The organism is Pseudomonadota bacterium (assembly GCA_039818985.1).
Lineage (GTDB): Bacteria > Pseudomonadota > Alphaproteobacteria > Sphingomonadales > Sphingomonadaceae > Alterisphingorhabdus.
This window is the reverse complement of record JBCBSU010000001.1, coordinates 2,261,014-2,281,962: the sequence shown is the minus strand read 5'-3', so window position 1 is coordinate 2,281,962 and position 20,949 is coordinate 2,261,014. Positions and strand designations below refer to the sequence as shown.

Here is a 20,949-nt window from a genome sequence, read left to right as displayed (position 1 = left end):
TGCTGTCCTGCTCGGAATTGCCGATATTGCCTTTGCTGGCCAGCTTATAATCTATTATCCGAGACGATAACCCTGTGCGACCTTGCTGCCTAGCGCAAACGATTATCCAGAGCGGCAATCTCGGTGCGCTGGCGGGCAACGATATCCTGCACTTCCGATTGTGCATTCATCAGCAGCGTCAGATCATATGGCATGTCGCGTTCATATTGCCTCTCGGTTTCGCGGATGAACAGCGTATCTATCGCGCTCAGCAGATTGACGGTGCGGTTATGATGGGTCGAAAGCGCGCTGACCTCAGTCTGTGCGACGACCCAGCTTTCGCTATTCTTTCCCGCATCCTGTCCGGCCGCTACCGCTGTTTGTGCTTTGGCCAAACCGGACCGAAAGTCACTATCGGCAGCGCGCGCATCTTGCAGCAGCGTGTCGACTTCGCCGCGCAGATTGGCAGGCATGGCTATGGCCTTCTGCGCCTTGCCCTGTTTCGCAACCGGCTGGTCGTCGACCGGCATGTCTTCAATCGGGCGGCGCTTGAGGCTTGGGAAATCGGTATCGGGCAGGGCGCAGCCTGATAGCAGCAACGCCGTCAGCGCGATACAGATTGCACGGGGTAAAAAAGCATGGCGGGTCATCGCTTCAGCCCCTACATGATGATCGGCAGTGTCACAATCCGCAGTGATATCAAGCCGCGGCTATTACAGGTAGCGCCGGTGAAAGAAGTGGAATTTTCCCGCTGCTGTTGGTTGACAGTCGGGTGATTCTCCCTTATCGGGCACTGCTTTCCGGCGCAGATCATATATGCCTTATTTCAGGCACGAGGCGCGCCGAGCCAACAGATTGATTGAAGTGAGATAACCCATGTTCGCTATCGTGCGCACTGGCGGCAAACAATATCGCGTTGCAGCCGGAGACAAAATCGCGGTTGAAAAACTCGCCGGAGAAGCCGGCGATACCATCACGCTCGACGATGTTCTGCTGGTCGGCGATGGTGGCGCGGTCAAGGACGCCAAAGGCGTTGCCGTGTCGGCCGAGATCATCGCACAGGACCGTGGTGAGAAGGTTATCGTCTTCAAAAAGCGTCGCCGCCACAATTATCGCCGCAAACAGGGCCATCGCCAATACCAGACGGTGCTGAAGATCACCGCTGTTGGTGCTGCCAAGAAACCGGCCGCCAAGAAGGCGGCGCCGGCCAAAAAGCCTGCTGCAAAGGCCAGCACTGCGGCGAAGCCCGCAGCCAAGACCGCCGCCGCGAAAAAGCCTGCCGCGAAAAAGGCTCCAGCCAAGAAGCCAGCCGCCAAAAAGGCAGCTCCGAAGAAAACACCAAATACTGATGGCGACGCCTGAAGTCAGTCAGCATAAGGACAGAGAGACATGGCACATAAAAAAGCAGGTGGTTCATCCCGTAACGGTCGCGACTCCGTAGGTCGCCGCCTTGGTGTGAAGAAGTTCGGTGGCGAACATGTCATCGGCGGCAACATCATCGTGCGTCAGCGCGGTACCAAAGTGTATCCGGGCGACAATGTCGGCATGGGCAAGGATCACACCCTGTTTGCACTGATTGAAGGCCGCGTGAAATTTCACGCCGGACGACTTGGCCGCAAATATGTATCTGTCGAAGCCATGGCAGAAGCCGCCGAATAACGGATGACCGATAACGGGTCATCCACCAGGGTGACCCCGGACTCGCAAACAGCGAATCACAAGACAGGGAGCGGGGTCATCACCCCGCTCTTTTTTTGTCCCTGTCATAGGACCGACTCATGCCTGTCACCTTTTCGGGGCAAAGCGCGAACGGCCATCAGGAGAGACATTATGTTCGCTCGTACAGAAAGATTATTACTGCGGCCCGGCTGGCCCGAAGACTGGCAGGCGCTGTTCAATGCTATCAATGATGAAGGCATTGTTTGCAATCTGGCGCGTGCCCCCTGGCCTTATACGCCGGAGGTAGCGAAGGAATTTGCCGCCAAGCCCCAGGATCCCTTCTACCCCAATTTCTTCCTGACCCTGCCCACCGAGTCCGGCTCACAGCTGGTCGGCTGTTGCGGGCTGGGTGAAACGGATCAGGGTGAGGCCGAGATCGGCTATTGGATCGCGCGCGCACATTGGGGGCAGGGCTATGCTACCGAGGCGGCAGGCGCGGTGATCGAAATTGCCCGGACCATCGGCCACAGGCAGCTGCATTGCGGTCATTTTATCGACAACCCCGCCTCGCAACGGGTGATCGAGAAGCTGGGTTTCGTGCAGCAAGGCCCTGCCGTATTGCGCTACAGCGCCGGGCGCGGCAAAGACGTTCCCTGCATGGAATATGTGATGGAGCTGGAGCCGCTGCTACAGGTGGCCTAGCGGTCACTTCGCATCAGATATCCACGCCCTTGTCACGGAGGCATTGGACGATCAGCTGATAGCCGAAATCGGCTGACGGCCTGGAATTGGCCGGACCATATTTCTGGCCATCAAACTCCACCGAAAGCGTTTTGACATCCGCTAGCTGGCCGAGCATTTCGATACCTTTGTCATTGTCTTCCCAATAGGCCATCGCCCGATAGGTAAAGCCGGCCCTGTAGACGCCGGTATCGGCGGTTGTGCGATAGCTGTCATTGACAATGACGGTGATCGGTACATTGTCCTTGTCCAGTCCCTTTTCGACAATCTCCGGAGGCAGATTCTGGACCATGATCGAGACGTTGAAATTCTCCGCATTGATCAGGAATTCCAGCTTCTTGTTGTCGCCAAGCCGGTAGCTGGCACCGCACACCTTGTTATTGGAGATCAGGCCGACAGTGATATCGAGCTGCGTGGGCTGGGCGGTCCCGCTGGTCACGGGAGCGCTTGCCAGGGCCAGTGTTCCGAGCAATAGGGCAAGTCTTCTCATAATCCGGGCCTCTCGCGTTGCTGTCAGCAATAGGGGTTGGAACGGTTGCATGCGGTGGTGCGGCCGCGCAGATAGTTCATCCGCTGGTTGAAATGCAGCCGGTCCATCGCATTCTGATGCCGCTGCCAGCTTGCGGCGGCGGCGCGTTCGCTGGCCGAACGGCCGGTGCGGGTTGCAACCGGCGAGGAATAGGATGCCGATTCAAGCCATTTGACGAACCAGCTGCGTTGCTGGCGTTCGGCTTCTGCCTGCGCAATGGCGCGGTTTCGCGCGGCGATCCGGTCACGTTCGGGCTGCTGCAGCATCAATCGCCCGATCATGGTGGCTTCTTCATCGCCGAAGCGCGCCGCTATGCGCATATAGCCAAGCCCCATTTCGCGATCGAAGGCGACTCCATGGCGCCCATACCAGTGCGCCATGCCCATCCATTTCGCCGCTTCCACATGGCCGACCCTGGCGGCATTGTCGATCAGGATAACCGCATTTTCCGGATTGGGTGTGTCGATGATTCCACGCTTGCCGGTCAGGAACCAGTTGCCGAGCAGCCATTGGGCCTCGTCATATTGCTCCTCCATCAACAGATCGACCGTGCGCGCTGCCTTTTGCGGGTCGCTTTCGACGATCCTGACCGCTTGTTCCAGTTGTTCGGCGGCGGGCAGCGAAGGGTCGATCCAGCGCCGAAGGATATCGGTGCGCTTGCCCGCGCTTTGATCCCTGGTCGTCCATTCACAGGCCGGCATATGGCCTAGTCGGCAGGATTTGAGCATCAGCATGATCGCCACGCGATAACGGAACTGGCGCATTCGGTTGTTGATATAGGCATCGGCCAGGTCATGGCATGCCGCTGCATGGTCGAGGTCACAGCCGCGCCGCAGATAAAATCCCGCTTCGCCCGGCGTGACCTTGCCCAGCCTGGCATTAGTGGTGAAGCCATGCCGCCCGATGATATAGCAGGAACGAGCGACCCCGGCATCGCAGGCGGAATCAAGAAAACCTTCGGCCATGTCGACCGACTTTGCATCGCGACGGGTGATGATCTGGGCCGCATATTCGGCGCAGACGGCCAGCCTGTCGCCCTCGCCCTGTTCGCAGCCACGTTGCAGCAGCTGGACCGCCTGAGGCCGTTTGACACCCAGCATCTGCGCCGAACCGAGACAGGCCCAGGGCCGTGCTTCCTTTGCGCAGAATGTCGAAAAGAGGTTTTGCGCTTCCTTTGATGGCTGGCCTTTCGTCCTGCCTTGTTCTTCAAGATAGTTGGCAAGAAAGCGACAGCCATCATCCGCATCGGCAGCACAGGCACCGCGCCAGAGCTGTTCGGCGCGGCGTGTATCTCTGGCGACACCATAGCCACGATAATGTAGTACGCCTTCCCACGCACAGGCGGCTTGCGAGCCCGACTGGCATCCCCGGGTTGCGCTCGATACGGCAGCATCGGGCTTGGGCAGGGGCAGCGAGCCACCCAGCGCCAGGCCGGCATAGATCGCACAGGCTTTGCTTGCCCCCTTGTTGCATGCCTTGAGATAATAGCCGGCGGCGACACGGGTGCTTTGTTCCAGGTCACCCAGCCCGGTGGCAAAGGCGTCCGCCAGCCGAATACATTGGCTGGCCTTGCCCTTTATGCAATTGCGTTCCCATTTGCGCGCCACGCCATAGACTTTGACCGGCATATTCTGCTGGCCGTTATAAACCGCGCTGTTCATCACGCCGTCGCGTGCGCGCGGCAGTTTCTCTGCCTGTGCCGATGTCGCAAAGCCAAGCGCGATTATGCCGGCAAGCACGGTCGTTACGATGCGCGCAAGATGCATGGCAGCTCCTCTTGCCAGGCCTTTCTTTCAGCTTGGAACACAGCTGCCCAGCGTATTGAAAACGCCGATAATCTTGCCGGTTTCCAGTCCGTCGACGAAGCGCTGGAGCATCTGTTTGCGATATTCGCCGACGCGGTCGCCCGCAGCTTCCAGCTTGGCGCGATCACCGTCATAATGGGATGCGACTACGGCTCCCCAATATTTATGCCCCTTGTCCGCCGTGTCCTCATCCAGCCGGCTGGGCAGTTGCTGAAAGAAGGACACGTCTTTGCTGATACCGTGCAGGTCCTTGAGGGCAAACCAATAGCCCGCACACATCATGGCATCTTCATATGTGCTCGCCCTGGGTCCGGATTTGAGTGCATTATCGAATTCGGCGGTTGCTTCGGTAGCGGTGGAAACGCCCTGTGCCACAGCCGACACTGTACCAAGCAGCAAGGCAAGAGTGATCGGGATTGCGGCGGTAGCTTTTAGCCTCATGCGTTAGCCTCCTGCGAATGTCGGTTCAGGACATATCGCGCGGCGGATCACAAAAGTTGTAAGAACCCGACAAGCAAAGCGCATTGCTGTGGGGGAAGGACCGCGGGGCTATAGTGGCGCTGAAGCGCCGCAACGCTGGTTTTACTATTCCGCCGGTTGCACGACAGTGCCGCTGTCTGCTTTTGGCATCACCGCATCCTGATAATCGCTTTCCGCAAGCTTGATCAGATGGCGGTCATCACGATTCCATGGATGGAAGCCGGGCAGGAAATAGCTGATCCAGGGCAGGATGATCTTGCGCGCCATGCCGGGGCGGCCAAAGGCGTACCAGAACAGTTTCGCGCCGGCGCGCCAGCCGGTGATGCCATCCTGGCGCAGCAGTTCGAGCATGCCCTTGGCGCGGTTGACGCTGAAATACCAGGTCGTCAACAGCATCACCAGTGACTTCACCCGCCAGCGTTGCCAGCGTGACCAGTCGCGGGTGGCATGCAGCCAGGTGTCATAGGCAACGCCCTTATGCTCGATTTCCTCGAGTGCGTGCCAGCGCCACATATCCCCCGATTCGGGGTCGGCATCGGCTAGGTGGCGCGGATTGGCGAGCAGTTGCTGCGCGATGATCGCAGTGAAATGTTCCAGCGCCATGGTTGATGCGAGATTGGCAATCGCCGGTCGACCTTTGGTCATCGCCAGCGCTTCATCGACCTTCTCCTCCAGATCGCTGACATCATAGCCGGCATCGGTCACCGCGCGATTGAACGCGATATGCTCGCGCGTGTGATTGATTTCCTGCTTCACAAAGGCGCGGATCTCGCGGTTAAGCTGCTCGGGTGTGCCATCGCGAAAAGCCTTCACGCTTTCGATGAAAAATGCCTCGCCTTTGGGGAAGGTGACCGACAGAGCATTGTAAAAAGCGGTTGCCACCGGGTCGTTGCCGAGCCACCAGCGCTTCTTCGTATCATTGCGGCCAAAGCGGCGGTCGCGCGGCATGATCTCCAGATCATCCGGACTGGCCGAACCCTGTGGGCGTCCAGCCTGGTTTGGTGTCTTTGGGTTTTCCAGCAGTGTGGCATTTCCCAGGTCAGGCTTCACAGGCGCATTCATTGCATCTATCCTCGGATGATGGGAGAGGGGAGCTGTACTTACATCCCTGACAATAAGGATACTGACATAAATGTCAATAAGAAGAAAACGCCTTAGCCCCGAGGAAAGCCGGGCTGCCGCACTGGTTGCAGCACGGCAATTGCTGATCGAGGCCGGACCACAGGCGGTGACATTGAAGGCGGTGGCGGCGCGCATCGGTCGGACCCATGCCAATTTGCTGCATCATTTCGGTTCCGCTTCGGGTCTGCAAAAGGCGCTCGCCGCCTATCTGGCCGAGACTATCTGTCAGACCATAGCCGAGGCGGTGGTCAAGTCGCGCACCGGTGAGGGGTCGGCGCGTGATATTGTCGACCTCACCTTCGACGCTTTTGACAGCGGTGGCGCTGCAGCGCTGGCATCATGGATGATGATCTCGGGCAATGAGGATGCGCTCGACCCGATCATCAACGCGATTCACGAATTGGTAGACGATCTGGCCCAGGACGAAGCAGAGGATGTGCATCTGCGCGAGGACACGCTGGCGCTGGTGATCATGGCGCTTGGCGATGCGCTGGTGGGGCACCAGCTGGCAGCGTCGCTCGGCCTTGATCGTGAGCGCGCACGGCTACTGGCCGAGCGGCGGCTGACCGAATCTATGGAACGATGGTACCCCGAAGCACAGGTTGCGACAGAGCAGAGTTAGGCTTTTCGGAAGGTACATTACGGTGCCTGGCGCTTGGCTCCGAACCGGCCCTGGCTGCGATAGCGCACCATCCACTCGCTGAGCATCGGGCTCATCCCGCTGGCGGCGATACCCAGCATCTTGAAGCTGCGGGCATTTTCCGAAACCACATTGTCACTTTGCAGCATCAGCCACTGATCGCGCGTGATCGGTGCGCCCGGCAGCCACCCGGTAAGGTTCGCGAGCAGCCCGGAAGCGGTATCGGAAATATCGACAAATAGCGGGTTGCGGTTGCAGACCTCGGCAATACGTTCGTTGAGGCTACGCATGCTGATGATCTCCGGCCCGCCCAGCTCGAATATCTTGCCGGCATATTTGCCCGGCGACACCAGCACCGTGGCCACGGCGCGGGCGACATCGTTGACATAGACCGGCTGGAACTGCGTCTTGCCGCCGATAATCGGCACCACGGGCAATGCCGCGATCAGCGCGGCAAAGCGGTTGGTAAACTGGTCCTCTGCGCCGAAGACGATTGACGGGCGCATGATGATGGCTCCGGGAAAGGCCTCATGAACCGCGGCTTCGCCTTCGCCCTTGCTGCGGCCATAGCGGCTGTCGGATTGCGCATCGGCGCCGATCGCCGACATCTGCACCATCGCCTCGCAACCGGCTTCGCTGGCGGCTTCGGCAACATTGCGGGCACCATCGACATGGAAGGCGGTGAAGTCACCATCCAATATGCCGACCAGATTGATCACCATATCGGCGCCATGGACCGCGCGACGCACGCTGTCGGCATTGCGGATATCGGCGGTGGCGAATTGCGTCTGACCCAGCCGTCCCATCGTCCTGATCTGTTTGGCATTGTCCGGATTGCGTTCGGCGATGCGCAGCCGCGCGCCGAGCGACAACAGGTTTTCCGCGACATATTTGCCGATAAATCCGCCGCCGCCAAAGATCGTAATCAGCTTGTCTCGCATGGCCTTGCCTGTCCTATATTCCCCACATCGCTCTTCGCCTGCATATCCCCTGCATGGCGTCGGATGTGTTTGCGATAACTCCCGATATCCAGCACTCCGTTATTGTGCATCATGTGATTTTGCAATGCCAACCGTCATGCACAAAACGTCACACCCCAAATACCGACGACGGCCATTCCGATCGAATCATCACATGGATGGTTTTGGCCCCGCACCGGTTTTCCCGGTCATTAACGGCCTGAAACGGTGTCGCACCCAACTCCCTCGACTCTGCATCTACCGATGCATCATCCTCTATATCGCCCGGTTATGATTAACGGGATAGATTATTCTGCATCTCGGCGATTGCAGATATATATCACAGGTGTCGGCAGAGCGCCCATGAGGCTATGCGGGGTGCTCCCGATTTACAGATGTCCACAGACAGGATAGTCCTGTCGAAGCATAGCCGCTTTTCGCCGTTGACAAACACCGCGCTTCAGCGCTAAGCGCGCGCTTCACTCATCTACCCCGTGCCCAGATGGCGGAATTGGTAGACGCGCCAGCTTCAGGTGCTGGTGTCCGCAAGGACGTGGAGGTTCGAGTCCTCTTCTGGGCACCATTGCCGTGATTTAACTACTTGATATGGTTATGAAAACTCACTGGTGATGGGTTCGGCCCACCTTTTCGGGGGCCATTATTTGCACTTTATAGGCTTCTGTGTGCCTTGGCTTTGAGCGGCACGCTTATGATATATCTCGAAACTCGAAATTTCGCTTTCGATTCACATAACCAGATCATTGCATCGGCTGCTTTGCGCCCCAATTAAAGATGTAAGCGTTGGAATTCTTAACTCCTACAAGCTGACACTTGGCGAATAGCTCAAGGTTCTCCGTTCAATCAAGCCTGAACCCCGAAATTCCCGTCTGCATGTATCCGCCTTGGGCCAGCATATCCATCGCGACATAACCTGTGGTCATGGCAACCACCAATAATGCGCCGATCAGTTTTACAGGTGCGGGCAAGGGTAGATCAAAGGAGCGACAGCCATAACCGATGGCAAAAGCAAGCACGATGCCTATGAGGGCGGTGTAGGCCATCAGAAAGGACCACTTCCATAACCGGCAGAGCGCCCATCGCCGCCAGACGCAGACGTTTTTTGGTTTCTGATCCGGTGATCAGCCGTGATGTATCCCAGTGTCATGGAAAGTACCAGCATCGCCCCGATTAAAGCTGGTGGTGCCGGTACAGGTACGCCGGTCAGCCGTGCAACCGCGCCGATAGTCAGCGCCAGCAGGAAAGAAAGTACAAACTTTATCATGCCAGCTCTTTATCGCGCGCTAAACATTCCCGGTTCGCGGATGCCAACGGCCGGTTTCATGCCGCTGATACCGTCTCGGAAGGAGTATTGGCGTGAAACGGCTCCAGTTCCGCATAAACCGGAGCCAAATGGCTACCCTGCAGGCGCCGCAGCAATCGGTAGAGCGGCGCTGCCAGACGCAGCGCAAACGGTGCTTTGCTGATTTCCCTTGCCCATGCCGGACGCTTCAACAAACGTTGATAATAGACGGCCAGCGCAGGATGCTCGTCGAGCGGATAGCCAGCCAGTGCCAGACGGTGAATGTTGATAAACCAGGCAATATCCACAACGGTTGGATGATCGGCTATCAGCCATTCCGCCTTGCCCAACCGTATCTCAAGCTGGCAAAATGCCTGATGGAAAGCGCTGACCGCATCGCGTGCATCATCGCGGCTGATGCCATTATCGGCAAAGTTGCGCCACCACTGCACTTGCTCCTGGCGATAGCTATTGTCCGGACCGTTGGCGAGATAGGCCTCCAGCTCCGCCTCGCTTTTTGTCATCATCTTATTCGGCGCGAGAAACCCCATAGTGATGGCGCGCAATTGCGGGTGTAGCGATGCCTCGAGGTCGAGAAGCTTTTGCGCTTCTCGTTCTTCTTCTGCGTTGGTTGGAAACCAGCTTTCTTCGCCCGGATAGCGCTCTTCGAGATAGGCCAGAATATCATTGCTCTCGATATGGACATCGCCATTATCAACCAGCACTGGGACAACGCCGCGCGGATTAATGCCGAGAAACCAGGGCGTTGTGTGCTCAAGCTTTTTCAGGTCAATTTCGCGCGATCTGTAAGCTAGGCCTTTCTCCGCCAGCAAGACGCGTATTTTTTGCGAGCAGCTGCTCTGCGCGTTGTTGAGCAGGTGCAGCCCTTTCCAGGCCAGCACTTCGCCTGTGGCTATATCTGATTTATCCAGTTTCATGCGCCTGACTCCTTGGCTTGCAGTCAAAATATTATAGCGCGTTATATTTTATTCAAGATAAAAATTGACACGCGTTATAAAAATATTATTCTCCGGGCGCATGACACGTCGAGAAGAAGCCAAAGCGTTTAATCGCGCCCGCATAACCGCTGCTGCGGAGGACATCATCCGCAAGGACGGCATGGAAGCGCTATCCATGCGTCGCCTGGCCGAGCAGGCAGGTGTCAGCCTGCGCACACCCTATAATCTGTTTGGTTCCAAAACCGATGTATTGCTGGCGCTGATCGAAGGAGCGGAATTCGATCCGATGCAGCTTATGGCTGGTGAAGCAGACCAGCTGGTGACCATCATGCTGTTGGCGGCGATTGACCGGATTGAGTCCTTCTTTGCCAGAGATGAAGTCTTTTATCGCGACATTTACGGTGCGATCATGACATCTGATCATCAAGAGGTACGCATTGACGGCGTCGAACGCGTTGTTGCAACCGGGCAGATGATGGTGGGCTATGCTCTCGCCAATGGCGAGCTTACGCCTGAAACCGATGCGCCGCAGCTTGGCCGCCATCTTGCGCTGCAGTTGCTCGCGCTGCTCGGCATGTGGGGTGCGGGCTTCTTTTCCAATCATGAGTGTATGGCACAGGTGCGGCGTGGCTGGTGCGCTGTACTGCTGAACCACTGCACCGACAAAGCAAAGCCGCTGCTGCAGCAGGCCTATGACACAGCACTATCGGGAGGAGAGTGACATCATGATGCTCCAAAATCTCGGATATTCCGAACTAGAACTGGCCGAAGGCCCTTATGCCGAATTCTATAACCCTGACATCGGGCCGATGCAGGAACAGGTGAAAGAGGCGCTGCTGGCGAGAAATCAGGCGCATGAACTATTCCCGCCGGTGGAACAGGCCGCCAGCATGGCCGAACCCGGCTATTGGGCAGTGGAAACCGGCTATACCCGTGCGCCGGACGGCGCGATCCGCGTATTCTGCCTAACCCATATGCCGCGTGTCACGCCGGCGATGTGGGATTGGTGGTTTGGCTGGCATGGCTGTGAGGCGCGGCGCTATAAGCTGTGGCACCCCAAGGCGCATATTGAAGCAAAATGGGCCGATGGCCGCGATGATGAGGCCTATATTGGCCGGACATCGCTGATCACCGAATATCTCGGCCCCAATATCGCCAAGGCAGGGATCAGCTTCTTGCCGCCCTCGGCTCTGGGTTTTGATGAGGCTCAGCTTGCAGCAAAGGGCGAGCTTGTGGTCTGCGCCCGTGTCGGCCTGCCCGGTTCTCCGCTCAAAGCCGGTTGGCTGTTGCACCAGTTGCGTCCGGTTGAGGGTGGATCAGAGATGCGTTCGCGCATGTGGATGGGGGGTGCTAATTCGGCCATTGGTGACGATCCCGGCGCATTGGCGCGCGGTGCGGTGCGGTTGCTTCGCCCGGTTGCCAGCACGATGTTGCCCGATCCGGCCGAGCTGCTGGTGCACAATGCGCAGGAGATGGCGCATCTTGCTGGCTTCCTGCCCGAGCTCTTCGCGACTTTCGGTGCGCATGTGCAAAGGAATGCAGCATGAAACGCCCCAAGGGACCAGGCCGTGTCTGGAAACGCGGCGATGCTGGCTTTGACAAGGCCGTACTCAGCACCAGCTTCAATGCGCGCGACCCAGGATGCAGACCTGAGATGCTGGTTGAAGCCAATGATGTAAAGGATGTCGTCGCAGCGCTTGAGCAAGCGCGGGGTAATGATTGGAATGTCAGTATCGTCTCGGGCGGGCATAGCTGGGCGCAGAACCATCTGCGCGAGGGCGCGTTGTTGCTCAGCATGGCGCGGATCAACCAGATCGAAATCAATGCTGAAGCGCGCACTGCCAAGGTCGGCCCGGGCTGCTGGGGTCTTGACCTCGACCGCGCACTGAAGAAGCACAAGCTTTTCTTCCCCATCGCGCATGCCCCGGACGTGGCGCTGGGCGGGTTTCTGCTTCAGGGTGGCTTTGGTTGGGGCAGCCGTGAGCTTGGTCTCGCCACGCAAAGTGTTATCGGGATGGATCTGGTACTTGCGGACGGAAGACAAATCCATGCCAGCGAAAACGAAAATGCGGATATCTTCTGGGCCGCGCGCGGCTCTGGCCCCGGGTTCTTTGCAGTGGTCTTATGCTATCATCTGAAACTCCATCCGCGACATAAGCATACTGCGCTCAAGATGCAGATATTCAAACGCAAGCACCTTGACGCGCTGTATCGCTGGGCTGACGAGATCGGCCCTGAGGTACCGCGCTCGGTAGAGTTTCAGATGGTGATCACGCCCAAGGCTGGCGGCATATTCGGACCGGGTATCGAGGTGGTCGCACCTGTACTTGCAGGCAGCCGCAAAGAGGCGAAGGAAGCCGTGCGTTTCCTTGACGAGAGCCCGATCCGGCACCTTGCCAGCTTCACCACCCCGCTTATCCCGATCAGCACCAGTCTGATGTCGATCGGCGCCAATATCACGCACTTCCCGCCCGATGTGCGCTGGTGCGCGGACAATATCTGGACCGAAGCGCCTATCGATGATTTGCTGCCGGGCCTGCGCAATATTGCCGACACCATGCCGCCCGCGCCGAGCCATAGTCTGTGGCTAAATTGGCAGCCACCCAGTGAGCGCCCAGATATGGCGTTCGGGCTGGAATCCAAACATTATCTCGCTGTTTACGGCGAATGGAAGCATGCCGAAGACGATCACAAATATGAAGGCTGGGCTACCGAATGTATGGAGCAGATGCAGCAGCATGCGCTCGGTATCCAGCTGGCGGATGAAAATCTGGGCAACCGGCCAGCGCGCTTTACCCGGGATGCAAAACTGCAACGCCTTGATGCACTGCGCGCGAAATATGATCCTGATGGTTTGTTCAATGCCTGGATGGGGCGCCATGACCGGAACAAGCAGACACGCAAAGCTTCTCTTGCAGAAGCATGATTGCTGGCGGCTTTATGGGCAGCCTCCCATTAAGCGCTGCGGCAGCAAATAATGAGGACCTATTTTCATGCGCTACTCACTGAAAACCGACTGGTTGTTCTATCTTTTCCTGCTGAGCTACGCCTATCTGATCATCAATATGACCGCGCGGCTCTGGTTTGGTGACGGCATCAATATATTCGCAACCTATAGCGATGCGACGCTTCCTGCCCAAATAATGATCGACGCCAACAAGGTATACTGGTCTAAAACCTGTTTTCTTTTCAGTATCTTGTTGCTGATGGGGTTGAACGTTGATTTTCGCGCAGCGGCTGGGCTTGGAGGGGTGTTCTGGTCCGGCTCGTTGATGATCATCTTTGGATTAAGCCAGACTTTGATTGGCGCATTTGTCATGGGATTGCTTCTGGTTTTACTGCAACTTTGGCGCGGACAGTTTTTCTCTGATCGGGCTTCCGATTCATCTATGGCCCCGCAGACATTTGACTAGCTATGGTTGTAAGAACGCTGATCGGAGCTGAACAATGCCTCGCTTCTCTCGCCGGGACGTGATTGGCGCAGGCCTTGGCCTCGGAGCCGTTGGGGCTGCGGGCTATGGGCTGGGCTGGTTTGCACCAACAGAAGCGCCCGGAACGCGCGCAGTCAGTTTCGGTGCGCCTCTTCCCAAGGCACGAAACGACCTTAATCTGCTGATCCTCATGGTGGATCAGGAGCGCGCTTGGGAGACGCTGCCGACTAATCTCGCCATGCCCAATCACCACCGGATTGCGGAAAAGGGCACGATGTTCACCAACATGAACGTCACATCGCCCTTGTGCACGCCGTCACGCTCTGTGTTTTGGACTGGCCAGCATGTCCAGCACACAAAGGTGCAGGACAACACCAATGTGCCGCTGATCGGCAGGCCGCTGAATCCGGCCATTCCGACGTTTGGCCATATGCTGCGTGATGCCGGGTTTTACACCGCCTATAAGGGGAAGTGGCATCTGCACGACCTGCCGCAGCACGCGGCCTGGGAGCAGGCACCGGATAGGGCAACGGCCCTGGAGCCCTATGGATATGCCGATTATGGCTGGGGCCCGGAACTGATCGACAGCCAGCATGGATGGAAGTTTGACGGCCGGATAGCGCAGGATGCTGCACAATGGCTTACGGGCAAGGCCCCAAGGCTTGATCAGCCCTGGGCGCTGACTGTCAGCTTCGTCAATCCGCATGATATCATGTACTTTGATGCTACAGGGGATCAGGCTGGCACGCGTGTGCAAAACAGTTTTCCCGGCCCGGTTCTGCCGATGCCCGACGATCCGCTTTATCATAGCAGTGAGAGCTTTGGCCTGCCCCGCGATTTTCGCGCCTCGGACTATCCCGGGAGAATAGCGACACAGGCGGATTATGAGACCTTTATGGACGATTTCTACGGGTCCATGCCGCATAATGATATCGTGGCATGGACCCGCTTCAGCGACTATTATTATAGCTGCATTCGCGATGTCGACCGGCACCTTGGCACCGTACTCGATGCGCTGGAACAAAGTGGTCAGGCTGAGAACACAATCATTGTCCTGACCTCTGATCACGGAGAAATGGGCGGTGTCCACGGACTGCGACAGAAAGGACCGTGGATGTATCGTGAAAATCTCAACGTCCCCTTTGTGGTGTCGCACCCCGATGCGCGCACCTCGCGCAAAAATACGGGCCTGGTATCCGCGCTTGACTTTTCCCCCACTATGCTCGGCCTTGCCGGAATGGGCCAAAGCGAGGTGACCGGCCGCTATCCGGCGATGAAAGGCAGAGATGTGTCGGGCGAGCTGGCCGCCGGATCAACCGAACGCAGCCGTTCGGGCGAAGGCGCGTTGATTACCTATAGTGTCATCCACCATAGCGATCCGCACTTTGCCCGCGCAGGACTGAAGAATCAGGCAACGGATTCGCTGACGGAAAAGTTGCGCAATAGCGCCGATGCAGGCGTTCTTCCTGATCTTGGCAAGCGCAGTTTCATGCGTGGCATCGTCACCGACAATTACAAATTTGGCCGCTATTTCTCGCCGCGCGATCACCATCGGCCAGAGACGCTGGATGATCTCAAGGCGCGAAACGATCTGGAGCTGTTTGATCTGCAGGCGGACCCCGGCGAGAGCGAAAACCTGATCGCCACGGGCAGAGTTTCAGACGATGTCATCCTTGCCCTTAACAACCGTCTGAACGCGTTGATTGATGCCGAGATAGGTCCTGATGACGGGCGTGATATGCCGGGTCCGGCCTTTTACTGGCGCGGATAAGGGAGAAGGCGATGAAACGCGGCGCTATCATTGTCGGCACTGTCATGTTGCTGCTTGCTGTTGGTTTGCTGATTGCCTGGGCCACATCACCCGACCCGAGATACAACATCGCCAGCTTTGAGGACAAACCTCTGCAATCGACAATCGCACCGCTTGAGGAAGCAGTTACCTTGGCACAGTTTCGTGATTCACGGGGCGTGACACACACTATATTAGTGACTGGATTTGCAGGCGAAACCGTGATCGGCGTCGATCTTGTGGCAATGGGTGCAGACCCTGCGGTTGATCCGTTCGCGGCTCTCGCCTCGCTGCCCTATGTGCCGAACAGCGCCAGCGACATTGCCAGCGCGCCGACAATAACAATCGCCGTGTCTGATCTGCTTGCAAGTGGCAGCAGTGGCGCACAGCATATCGGCACCGGAACCAACTTTCCCGAACACGCCGAAGAAGCCAATAGCGCATCGGTCTTCCAATTCCCCAAATTCGGCACAGCAACACCGGCAAGGACACAGGTAAAAGCCGCGCCCGGCATATTGCTGGATTATGAGGTGGAACTGTGCATGCGCTTTGACCGCGATATCGCTTCGCCTGCCGACTTTGACGCAGCGGTGAAGGGTATTTTCCTATGTGGCGATTTCACAAACCGCAACGCACTGGTAGAACTGGCCGATCCCGACAATCTCGATTCCGGCTCCGGTTTCAGCGATGCCAAGAGTGGGCCCGATTTCTTCCCGACAGGGCCATTCCTTGTCATCCCCAAAGACTGGTCAAGCTTTGTCCGAAAGCTGCGCATGACGACAAGCGTCAATGGTGAGCCACGCCAGGATGCGCGCGGCGGCGAAATGACACTAGATTTCCGCCAACTGACTGAAAAGGCGCTTGCAGACATGCAGCAGCCGCGTTTCCTCTATCAGGGAGAGTATACCTCCCTGGCTGAGGACGGGAAAATAGGCGCTGGCATGACTTTGATGTCTGGAACAGCAGAAGGAACGATCTTTACGCCACCGACGCGCGGTGACCTGATAGAAGGTGTGGCAAGCTATATCGCAAGCGGAGGGCCATTTTCAAAGCGCGGGCTTGTCGAAACGGCCAAGGCCACCTTTATTGAGAATGAGAATTCTTCAGAGCACTTCCTGCAACCAGGCGACAAAGTTCAATATCGATCATCTTGTCTGGGCAGCATTGAAGTGAAAGTTATCGGCTAACGATATACTAGAAGTTTGCTCAAGACGAGTCCAACAACCTTGGACCCGTTTATCAAGATGGCTTGCAAACTTGAGGAAAGTATAACCGAAAGCAGCCTGTCCCCTATCGGCTCCCTTTTGACATTTCGGCAATCAAAGAATTAAGCCCACCCTATAGCCCACCTTTTGGGATGCGAAACTATGGTGTTGTCAGTTTCATTTTGCAGGCAAGAGACTTCCGGCTAGCCTTTGGAGCCTAGCCGGAAGTCTCTTTGGAAAAAGCACCTGATTTGAGGGATGAGGGCCGCGCCAAAATTGCTGATGGTATTGATCCATTAGTTGAACGAAAAAAGGCAAAAGCCAAAGCGAAGGTCAGCGCCGAGAATATATTGAAGCTTGTTACGAGCCCCTTTGTTCGAAATACGGTGGAGCACGCTGACGGCTTTGCCAAGCTCTTTGCTGCAGCTTTAGGCTTTGCGACTAATCCAGAGAACCGCCAGAAGGTGGAGATTGGAGCAGGTGTTGCGCCCTTGCCGGAAGTCTTCGCTCAAGCAGGTCGGCGAGCGCATTGAGCACAGCGTTCGGAGGTTGCGCTATATCGAGCGTAACAACAGACAAACGATCATGCCCTTGTCCCCCATTCAATCGGAAGACGCGCTCGAAAGGCGCATTTCCCAGCCTGATGTGATGCGGATATAGGAGCACCAGGTCCGGACAGTCATAGAGCCGCGAATAGGCCATCATCTGATAGACATCAGCTTGCGAAATTTGCTGCTTCTTGTCCCGGGTTTTTGGCACAAGCCGCTTCCACTTTGCATCAATCAGCGAGACGACTTTCCCTTCTTGCAGCAGCATAAAGTCGGGCTTGGTTTGAAAGAATGGTCCGGGCTCTGCCGATTCCTCGAAAAGACAGAATTTGCGCCCGCCTTGCGACTTGATGTCAAATGGCAACCTTCTGGCGGCTTTGCCGAGGAGCGCCTCAACATACTCTTCGAACAAGTCGTTCATGGGGAATAGAAGCGAAAGTCCGCCTAGTCCGTCACGTTCAGCCTTTGTGTTCTGCCAATCGCGCTTGAGGAACAGTCGCGATATTTCGAGCAGTGACTGCCAACGGTAGTTAGTACGATTGATGTGGATCGCGTTCCACGGCAATGCACTCACCGGGATATCACTGACCTCGGCAAGAAGGAAACGGAGTTCATCCAGGCGTCTGGTTGTTTTCGGATTCCGGCTATGGTGCAAAACAAAATTGACGGTCGCCTTCATGATCTGCAGCAAAGGGATATCGTGCGAAAGCGCATCAAAGCGGCTTGCGACCTTGTCCAGCCGAACCGCAAGCTGGGTGAATTGCCTTCCTATGTTGAGGCGTCCACGAAGTTGCGGCAGGTCATCTTCATGGGCCAGGTAACGCCTTGGCAAACCTCTTCGTACCTCGGAAAGCAAGGCATCGGCAAAGTGCCTGATGACAATCTCGAGCAGGCTTTCCCTTTGCGTGCCGAGGTTGGCTGAATTCCCTGTTCCGATATTGAGCTTGAGTACAAGATCAAGCATCGACACGAGGTGATGGCGGATTGCAGCAGGCCCATTGCCATCAATCTTGGGCAATATCTCAAGTGAGCATCCCTCGGCGGCGATCACGCCAACCATTTGCTTGGTTCTCAGGCAGCTGTGTCGATCCTCGATGATTTGCGAACCATCCTTTCCGGAGAGAGGATGCGCTTTGGCAGCACTCAAGATCGAGTTGGCCTGATCTCGTGAAAAGTGTCCTGAAGGAACCCCCGCCTTGCCATTATGTACTGGTACTTCCGACCATTCGAGGCAGGAAAGATGGGTCAAATATCCTCATCCTTATGGAGCGCTTCGAAGTCCTCCTCTTCACGCAACAGGAGATCATAGGCATTGGCAGGGAATCTGCCTCCGGTTTCGCCATTGCCTGTTTGGACAAAATAACTGCGCTGTTCCGGGCCATCGATCCCCGGGGGCGCTTTGAGTTGTTTTGAGCCTATGAACCCTTTGCCAAGGACTGATTGCACACGCGACCAATCCTCGAAGAAATACTCTTGTACCAAGGGAATGACTTTGTCTCGCATCACAGCATCAACGTCATCGCGCGTTTTGCAACCAATGAAGAATGCATGGCCAATTCGGTGATCCCGGTCGATCAGATATTCAATGCGGTCATTGATTGTTTGCAGAATTCTGCTGAGCGGCAAGCCAGTTTGGCCCTCAGCCGATTTGAACGCCTCAACGCTGGTGTCGGGTGCAAGCTCTTTGAAGTCGAAGCGTCGCCGCAATGCAGTGTCCAGAAGCGCGATAGAACGGTCGGCGGTGTTCATCGTGCCGATTATATGAAGATTGGAAGGCACCCCGAAATCCTGTTTCGAGTAAGGCAATTTCACTGTCAGAGCATTTGCCTGACCCAGTCGCTTGTCTGGCTCAACAAGGGTAATCAGCTCGCCAAAAACCTTTGAGACATTTGCGCGGTTGATCTCGTCAATGATCAGCACATAGGGAAGGCTATCACCGCTCTGCTCAAGGCCTTCGTCTTTCTCGTCAACAAGCTGAGCAATCGCATCAAGCTTCAGATCGCTGTTCGAGAATTCGTACATCGTGACCTGAGAGAAGCGTTTGCGACAAATTACACTGTGATCGACGCCTGATCGGTCTTCCCAGAGCCATCTTACCCGCCGGCGCATCGTGTAATCGTCTTCTTTCCGCGATACCTGTTCATACTCTCCGTAAATTTCGCCAATGGCACGGAACAGCAGATTGCCCTTGGTGACGATGACTATGTCCCTGGGTCGCGCACGCAATTTTAGCCTGTAAGGGTATTCGATCAGGCCGCTATTCGGGTGGAGCCTTTCTCCGTTATGAGCCTCGGCATAGCCGTCGATCATGGATTGCTTGTCGACGAAGCGCTCTTGCCTCCAATCTATTCCACCATCGTCGCCGATATGGATAAAGCCTCCGTCCATGGCCTCATCAAACAAATAGGCTTGTTCGGGTTTCGCCGCTTCGCCGAGGGATATCTTGAAGAAACGGCGACCCGTTAGGTCGATGCCACCAGATTGCCTTGCCTGGAAAATCTGCGCCCGTTCGGCGATCTTCCGGAAAATCCCAGCTTCGGGAGCCAGACGAAAGCCGCTTTCGATCTGCTCTCCATCCTCATCCTGCTGGCTGGGCCGCAAGCCTTCGACAAAATCTTCATACGAGAAATTCTGATGGAATGTCACAAAAGCAATGCGGTCTTGGTCGACCAGCAGATTATATTGCTCCATGAGTTCGTTACGGTCTTCCGGTGCCGAGCCATTACACAGCCTCACCGCTTCATATGCTGTGTGATACGTTTTGCCGGTACCCGGGGGGCCATGGAGAATGAGATTTTGTGGTATGTGCGGTGGCGCGTCCACATCTTCACCTTCTGTCACCTGGTTTGCGTTTTGATCTTGTCGCTTGCTTTCCATCTCTGTCCATATCCGATGGCCAAATTCGAGAATGCCTTCACCGCTCTCGCGTTGCGACAGCAACAACCTATAGATTTCTGGTCGCGATGTCTTCTTGTCGGTCAGGCCCAGATGATCGACCAACCAATCATGCTTGAAAATATTGACGATTGATGGATGCTCGCGGTCCTGGAAATGGAAAGCAAGCTTCCAGGCAACAACCTGCCAGACAGATTTATGTGCTTGGACGGCTTCCATGTTGCCCGCTCGCGCTGCCTGTACGATCGAGAGAATTGATGCTCTGACCCTGGTGAAGGCCTCATCGGCACTGTTACCCAGCTCACTGCTCCACCCATAGTCATCGTCATATGAGTGCGTCTTGTTGCTGCTTTTGGCTTCAGTGTTTGCCCGGGAGAAGATTCCAAATTTGAAGGCCGAGCCTCCCCAAATGCTCCCCATCTCACCCAGTCTGGCTTCGAGCCAATATGTAAGGCTGTCCTTGGAACCCGCCGAGCTATACTCACCCAGCGTCATCGATTGCAGTCTTTCCAGCGGCCAGGTCTCGAGAAACTCATCCCAAAGCCGGTAAAGGCTTTCAAATTCGGGTGCTGCACGTGACGAAGCCCCAGTTGCGAACTGTTCATATTGACCCAACCAACTGATCCAGCTTGTCAATCTGCCATCTGGATTGCTGGACTCGGGCATTAGAATTCGAAACTTTTCGCCGCCAGATTTCGCATCCTTCCGGAGATCCTTCATCGTTTCGCGAAGTTGCTCGATTTCGCCGTTATTGACGAGATCGTCCAAATTACTGTCAGGCCAGCCGAGTGCCGACAAATTCTTGTTGATTGTGCGGATCGCATAGCTGCGCGTGTTGATGGAGTTCTGACTTACGCCGCGCTGTTTTAACCAGGCTCTGAATTCCGCTTCACGCAAACCGTTGCTCC

Annotated in this window: 22 protein-coding genes and 1 tRNA gene; 12 read left to right on the top strand and 11 right to left on the bottom strand. The window is 56.3% G+C overall.

Annotation, left to right across the window (positions count from 1 at the left end; all coding sequences use genetic code 11):
- Positions 1 to 89 precede the first annotated feature (89 nt).
- Positions 90 to 629, bottom strand: coding sequence for a hypothetical protein (locus tag AAFX04_10880; protein MEO1045934.1), 540 nt, complete (start codon positions 627 to 629; stop codon positions 90 to 92).
- A gap of 226 nt (positions 630 to 855) precedes the next feature.
- Between AAFX04_10880 and rplU the strand changes: the two genes are divergently transcribed.
- The 3 genes from rplU to AAFX04_10865 all read left to right on the top strand — a co-directional run bounded on the left by rplU (position 856) and on the right by AAFX04_10865 (position 2,340).
- A complete protein-coding gene (gene rplU / locus AAFX04_10875; protein ID MEO1045933.1) occupies positions 856 to 1,341 on the top strand; it encodes a 50S ribosomal protein L21 in 486 nt (161 codons plus the stop codon).
- A gap of 27 nt (positions 1,342 to 1,368) precedes the next feature.
- Complete coding sequence (gene rpmA / locus AAFX04_10870; protein MEO1045932.1) at positions 1,369 to 1,638, top strand: 50S ribosomal protein L27; 270 nt, start codon at positions 1,369 to 1,371, stop codon at positions 1,636 to 1,638.
- Positions 1,639 to 1,809: 171 nt separating this feature from the next.
- A complete protein-coding gene (locus tag AAFX04_10865) occupies positions 1,810 to 2,340 on the top strand; it encodes a GNAT family N-acetyltransferase (GenBank protein ID MEO1045931.1) in 531 nt (176 codons plus the stop codon).
- A 13-nt stretch (positions 2,341 to 2,353) separates the two neighbouring features.
- On the opposite strand, the gene AAFX04_10860 is transcribed toward AAFX04_10865, so the two are convergent.
- The 4 genes from AAFX04_10860 to AAFX04_10845 all read right to left on the bottom strand — a co-directional run bounded on the left by AAFX04_10860 (position 2,354) and on the right by AAFX04_10845 (position 6,141).
- Positions 2,354 to 2,818, bottom strand: a complete 465-nt coding sequence (locus AAFX04_10860; GenBank protein ID MEO1045930.1) for a hypothetical protein — start codon at positions 2,816 to 2,818, stop codon at positions 2,354 to 2,356.
- A 74-nt stretch (positions 2,819 to 2,892) separates the two neighbouring features.
- The gene (locus AAFX04_10855) at positions 2,893 to 4,674 is read right to left on the bottom strand and encodes a hypothetical protein (protein ID MEO1045929.1); all 1,782 of its coding nucleotides are present in this window, start codon (positions 4,672 to 4,674) and stop codon (positions 2,893 to 2,895) included.
- Between the two features lie 27 nt (positions 4,675 to 4,701).
- Complete coding sequence (locus AAFX04_10850; GenBank protein ID MEO1045928.1) at positions 4,702 to 5,154, bottom strand: hypothetical protein; 453 nt, start codon at positions 5,152 to 5,154, stop codon at positions 4,702 to 4,704.
- Between the two features lie 144 nt (positions 5,155 to 5,298).
- Positions 5,299 to 6,141, bottom strand: coding sequence for a metal-dependent hydrolase (locus AAFX04_10845; protein MEO1045927.1), 843 nt, complete (start codon positions 6,139 to 6,141; stop codon positions 5,299 to 5,301).
- Positions 6,142 to 6,325: 184 nt separating this feature from the next.
- On the opposite strand from AAFX04_10845, the gene AAFX04_10840 reads away from it, so the two are divergent.
- Positions 6,326 to 6,937, top strand: coding sequence for a helix-turn-helix domain-containing protein (locus AAFX04_10840; GenBank protein ID MEO1045926.1), 612 nt, complete (start codon positions 6,326 to 6,328; stop codon positions 6,935 to 6,937).
- Between the two features lie 17 nt (positions 6,938 to 6,954).
- On the opposite strand, the gene AAFX04_10835 is transcribed toward AAFX04_10840, so the two are convergent.
- Positions 6,955 to 7,896 (bottom strand): complex I NDUFA9 subunit family protein, encoded by a 942-nt coding sequence (locus AAFX04_10835; GenBank protein MEO1045925.1) that lies wholly within the window; start codon positions 7,894 to 7,896, stop codon positions 6,955 to 6,957.
- A 514-nt stretch (positions 7,897 to 8,410) separates the two neighbouring features.
- On the opposite strand from AAFX04_10835, the gene AAFX04_10830 reads away from it, so the two are divergent.
- Positions 8,411 to 8,497: transfer RNA gene (locus tag AAFX04_10830), tRNA-Leu, on the top strand.
- A gap of 274 nt (positions 8,498 to 8,771) precedes the next feature.
- Here AAFX04_10830 and AAFX04_10825 read toward each other — a convergent pair.
- From AAFX04_10825 to AAFX04_10815, 3 genes are read right to left on the bottom strand one after another with little or no spacing between them, the layout of a single operon-like run.
- The gene (locus AAFX04_10825) at positions 8,772 to 8,975 is read right to left on the bottom strand and encodes a XapX domain-containing protein (GenBank protein ID MEO1045924.1); all 204 of its coding nucleotides are present in this window, start codon (positions 8,973 to 8,975) and stop codon (positions 8,772 to 8,774) included.
- Positions 8,975 to 9,196, bottom strand: a complete 222-nt coding sequence (locus tag AAFX04_10820; protein ID MEO1045923.1) for a DUF1427 family protein — start codon at positions 9,194 to 9,196, stop codon at positions 8,975 to 8,977. Before AAFX04_10820 ends, AAFX04_10825 begins: the two co-directional genes overlap by 1 nt.
- A gap of 56 nt (positions 9,197 to 9,252) precedes the next feature.
- Entirely contained in the window at positions 9,253 to 10,152 is a 900-nt protein-coding gene (locus AAFX04_10815) for a glutathione S-transferase family protein (GenBank protein ID MEO1045922.1), read from the bottom strand.
- A 100-nt stretch (positions 10,153 to 10,252) separates the two neighbouring features.
- Here AAFX04_10815 and AAFX04_10810 point away from each other — a divergent pair, with 100 nt between their 5' ends.
- The 7 genes from AAFX04_10810 (at position 10,253) to AAFX04_10780 (ending at position 17,131) form a co-directional block, all read left to right on the top strand.
- Positions 10,253 to 10,894, top strand: a complete 642-nt coding sequence (locus tag AAFX04_10810; protein MEO1045921.1) for a TetR/AcrR family transcriptional regulator — start codon at positions 10,253 to 10,255, stop codon at positions 10,892 to 10,894.
- Between the two features lie 4 nt (positions 10,895 to 10,898).
- The gene (locus tag AAFX04_10805; GenBank protein ID MEO1045920.1) at positions 10,899 to 11,720 is read left to right on the top strand and encodes a hypothetical protein; all 822 of its coding nucleotides are present in this window, start codon (positions 10,899 to 10,901) and stop codon (positions 11,718 to 11,720) included.
- Positions 11,717 to 13,099, top strand: a complete 1,383-nt coding sequence (locus tag AAFX04_10800; protein MEO1045919.1) for an FAD-binding oxidoreductase — start codon at positions 11,717 to 11,719, stop codon at positions 13,097 to 13,099. The genes AAFX04_10805 and AAFX04_10800 overlap by 4 nt, the downstream gene beginning before the upstream one ends.
- Positions 13,100 to 13,166: 67 nt before the next feature.
- Complete coding sequence (locus tag AAFX04_10795; protein MEO1045918.1) at positions 13,167 to 13,586, top strand: hypothetical protein; 420 nt, start codon at positions 13,167 to 13,169, stop codon at positions 13,584 to 13,586.
- Positions 13,587 to 13,620: 34 nt separating this feature from the next.
- Positions 13,621 to 15,375, top strand: a complete 1,755-nt coding sequence (locus AAFX04_10790; GenBank protein ID MEO1045917.1) for a sulfatase-like hydrolase/transferase — start codon at positions 13,621 to 13,623, stop codon at positions 15,373 to 15,375.
- 11 nt (positions 15,376 to 15,386) lie between these two features.
- Positions 15,387 to 16,580, top strand: coding sequence for a fumarylacetoacetate hydrolase family protein (locus tag AAFX04_10785; GenBank protein ID MEO1045916.1), 1,194 nt, complete (start codon positions 15,387 to 15,389; stop codon positions 16,578 to 16,580).
- 251 nt (positions 16,581 to 16,831) lie between these two features.
- Positions 16,832 to 17,131, top strand: coding sequence for a hypothetical protein (locus AAFX04_10780; protein MEO1045915.1), 300 nt, complete (start codon positions 16,832 to 16,834; stop codon positions 17,129 to 17,131).
- Here the strand turns inward: AAFX04_10780 and AAFX04_10775 are convergent.
- Together AAFX04_10775 and AAFX04_10770 are read right to left on the bottom strand one after the other, a co-directional pair.
- Entirely contained in the window at positions 17,040 to 18,395 is a 1,356-nt protein-coding gene (locus tag AAFX04_10775; protein MEO1045914.1) for a calmodulin-binding protein, read from the bottom strand. The genes AAFX04_10780 and AAFX04_10775 overlap by 92 nt on opposite strands.
- Entirely contained in the window at positions 18,392 to 20,938 is a 2,547-nt protein-coding gene (locus AAFX04_10770; GenBank protein MEO1045913.1) for an AAA family ATPase, read from the bottom strand. Before AAFX04_10770 ends, AAFX04_10775 begins: the two co-directional genes overlap by 4 nt.
- Between the last annotated feature and the right edge of the window lie 11 nt (positions 20,939 to 20,949).

Coding starts and splice junctions, on each gene's coding strand:
- AAFX04_10800 (MEO1045919.1), top strand. CDS start 11,717: ATGAAACGCCCCAAGGGACCAGGCCGTGTCTGGAAACGCGGCGATGCT.
- AAFX04_10820 (MEO1045923.1), bottom strand. CDS start 9,196: ATGATAAAGTTTGTACTTTCTTTCCTGCTGGCGCTGACTATCGGCGCG.
- rpmA (MEO1045932.1), top strand. CDS start 1,369: ATGGCACATAAAAAAGCAGGTGGTTCATCCCGTAACGGTCGCGACTCC.
- AAFX04_10795 (MEO1045918.1), top strand. CDS start 13,167: ATGCGCTACTCACTGAAAACCGACTGGTTGTTCTATCTTTTCCTGCTG.
- AAFX04_10880 (MEO1045934.1), bottom strand. CDS start 629: ATGACCCGCCATGCTTTTTTACCCCGTGCAATCTGTATCGCGCTGACG.
- AAFX04_10785 (MEO1045916.1), top strand. CDS start 15,387: ATGAAACGCGGCGCTATCATTGTCGGCACTGTCATGTTGCTGCTTGCT.
- AAFX04_10855 (MEO1045929.1), bottom strand. CDS start 4,674: ATGCATCTTGCGCGCATCGTAACGACCGTGCTTGCCGGCATAATCGCG.
- AAFX04_10790 (MEO1045917.1), top strand. CDS start 13,621: ATGCCTCGCTTCTCTCGCCGGGACGTGATTGGCGCAGGCCTTGGCCTC.
- AAFX04_10810 (MEO1045921.1), top strand. CDS start 10,253: ATGACACGTCGAGAAGAAGCCAAAGCGTTTAATCGCGCCCGCATAACC.
- AAFX04_10850 (MEO1045928.1), bottom strand. CDS start 5,154: ATGAGGCTAAAAGCTACCGCCGCAATCCCGATCACTCTTGCCTTGCTG.
- AAFX04_10835 (MEO1045925.1), bottom strand. CDS start 7,896: ATGCGAGACAAGCTGATTACGATCTTTGGCGGCGGCGGATTTATCGGC.
- AAFX04_10805 (MEO1045920.1), top strand. CDS start 10,899: ATGATGCTCCAAAATCTCGGATATTCCGAACTAGAACTGGCCGAAGGC.
- AAFX04_10825 (MEO1045924.1), bottom strand. CDS start 8,975: ATGGCCTACACCGCCCTCATAGGCATCGTGCTTGCTTTTGCCATCGGT.
- rplU (MEO1045933.1), top strand. CDS start 856: ATGTTCGCTATCGTGCGCACTGGCGGCAAACAATATCGCGTTGCAGCC.
- AAFX04_10815 (MEO1045922.1), bottom strand. CDS start 10,152: ATGAAACTGGATAAATCAGATATAGCCACAGGCGAAGTGCTGGCCTGG.
- AAFX04_10845 (MEO1045927.1), bottom strand. CDS start 6,141: ATGCCGCGCGACCGCCGCTTTGGCCGCAATGATACGAAGAAGCGCTGG.
- AAFX04_10840 (MEO1045926.1), top strand. CDS start 6,326: ATGTCAATAAGAAGAAAACGCCTTAGCCCCGAGGAAAGCCGGGCTGCC.
- AAFX04_10865 (MEO1045931.1), top strand. CDS start 1,810: ATGTTCGCTCGTACAGAAAGATTATTACTGCGGCCCGGCTGGCCCGAA.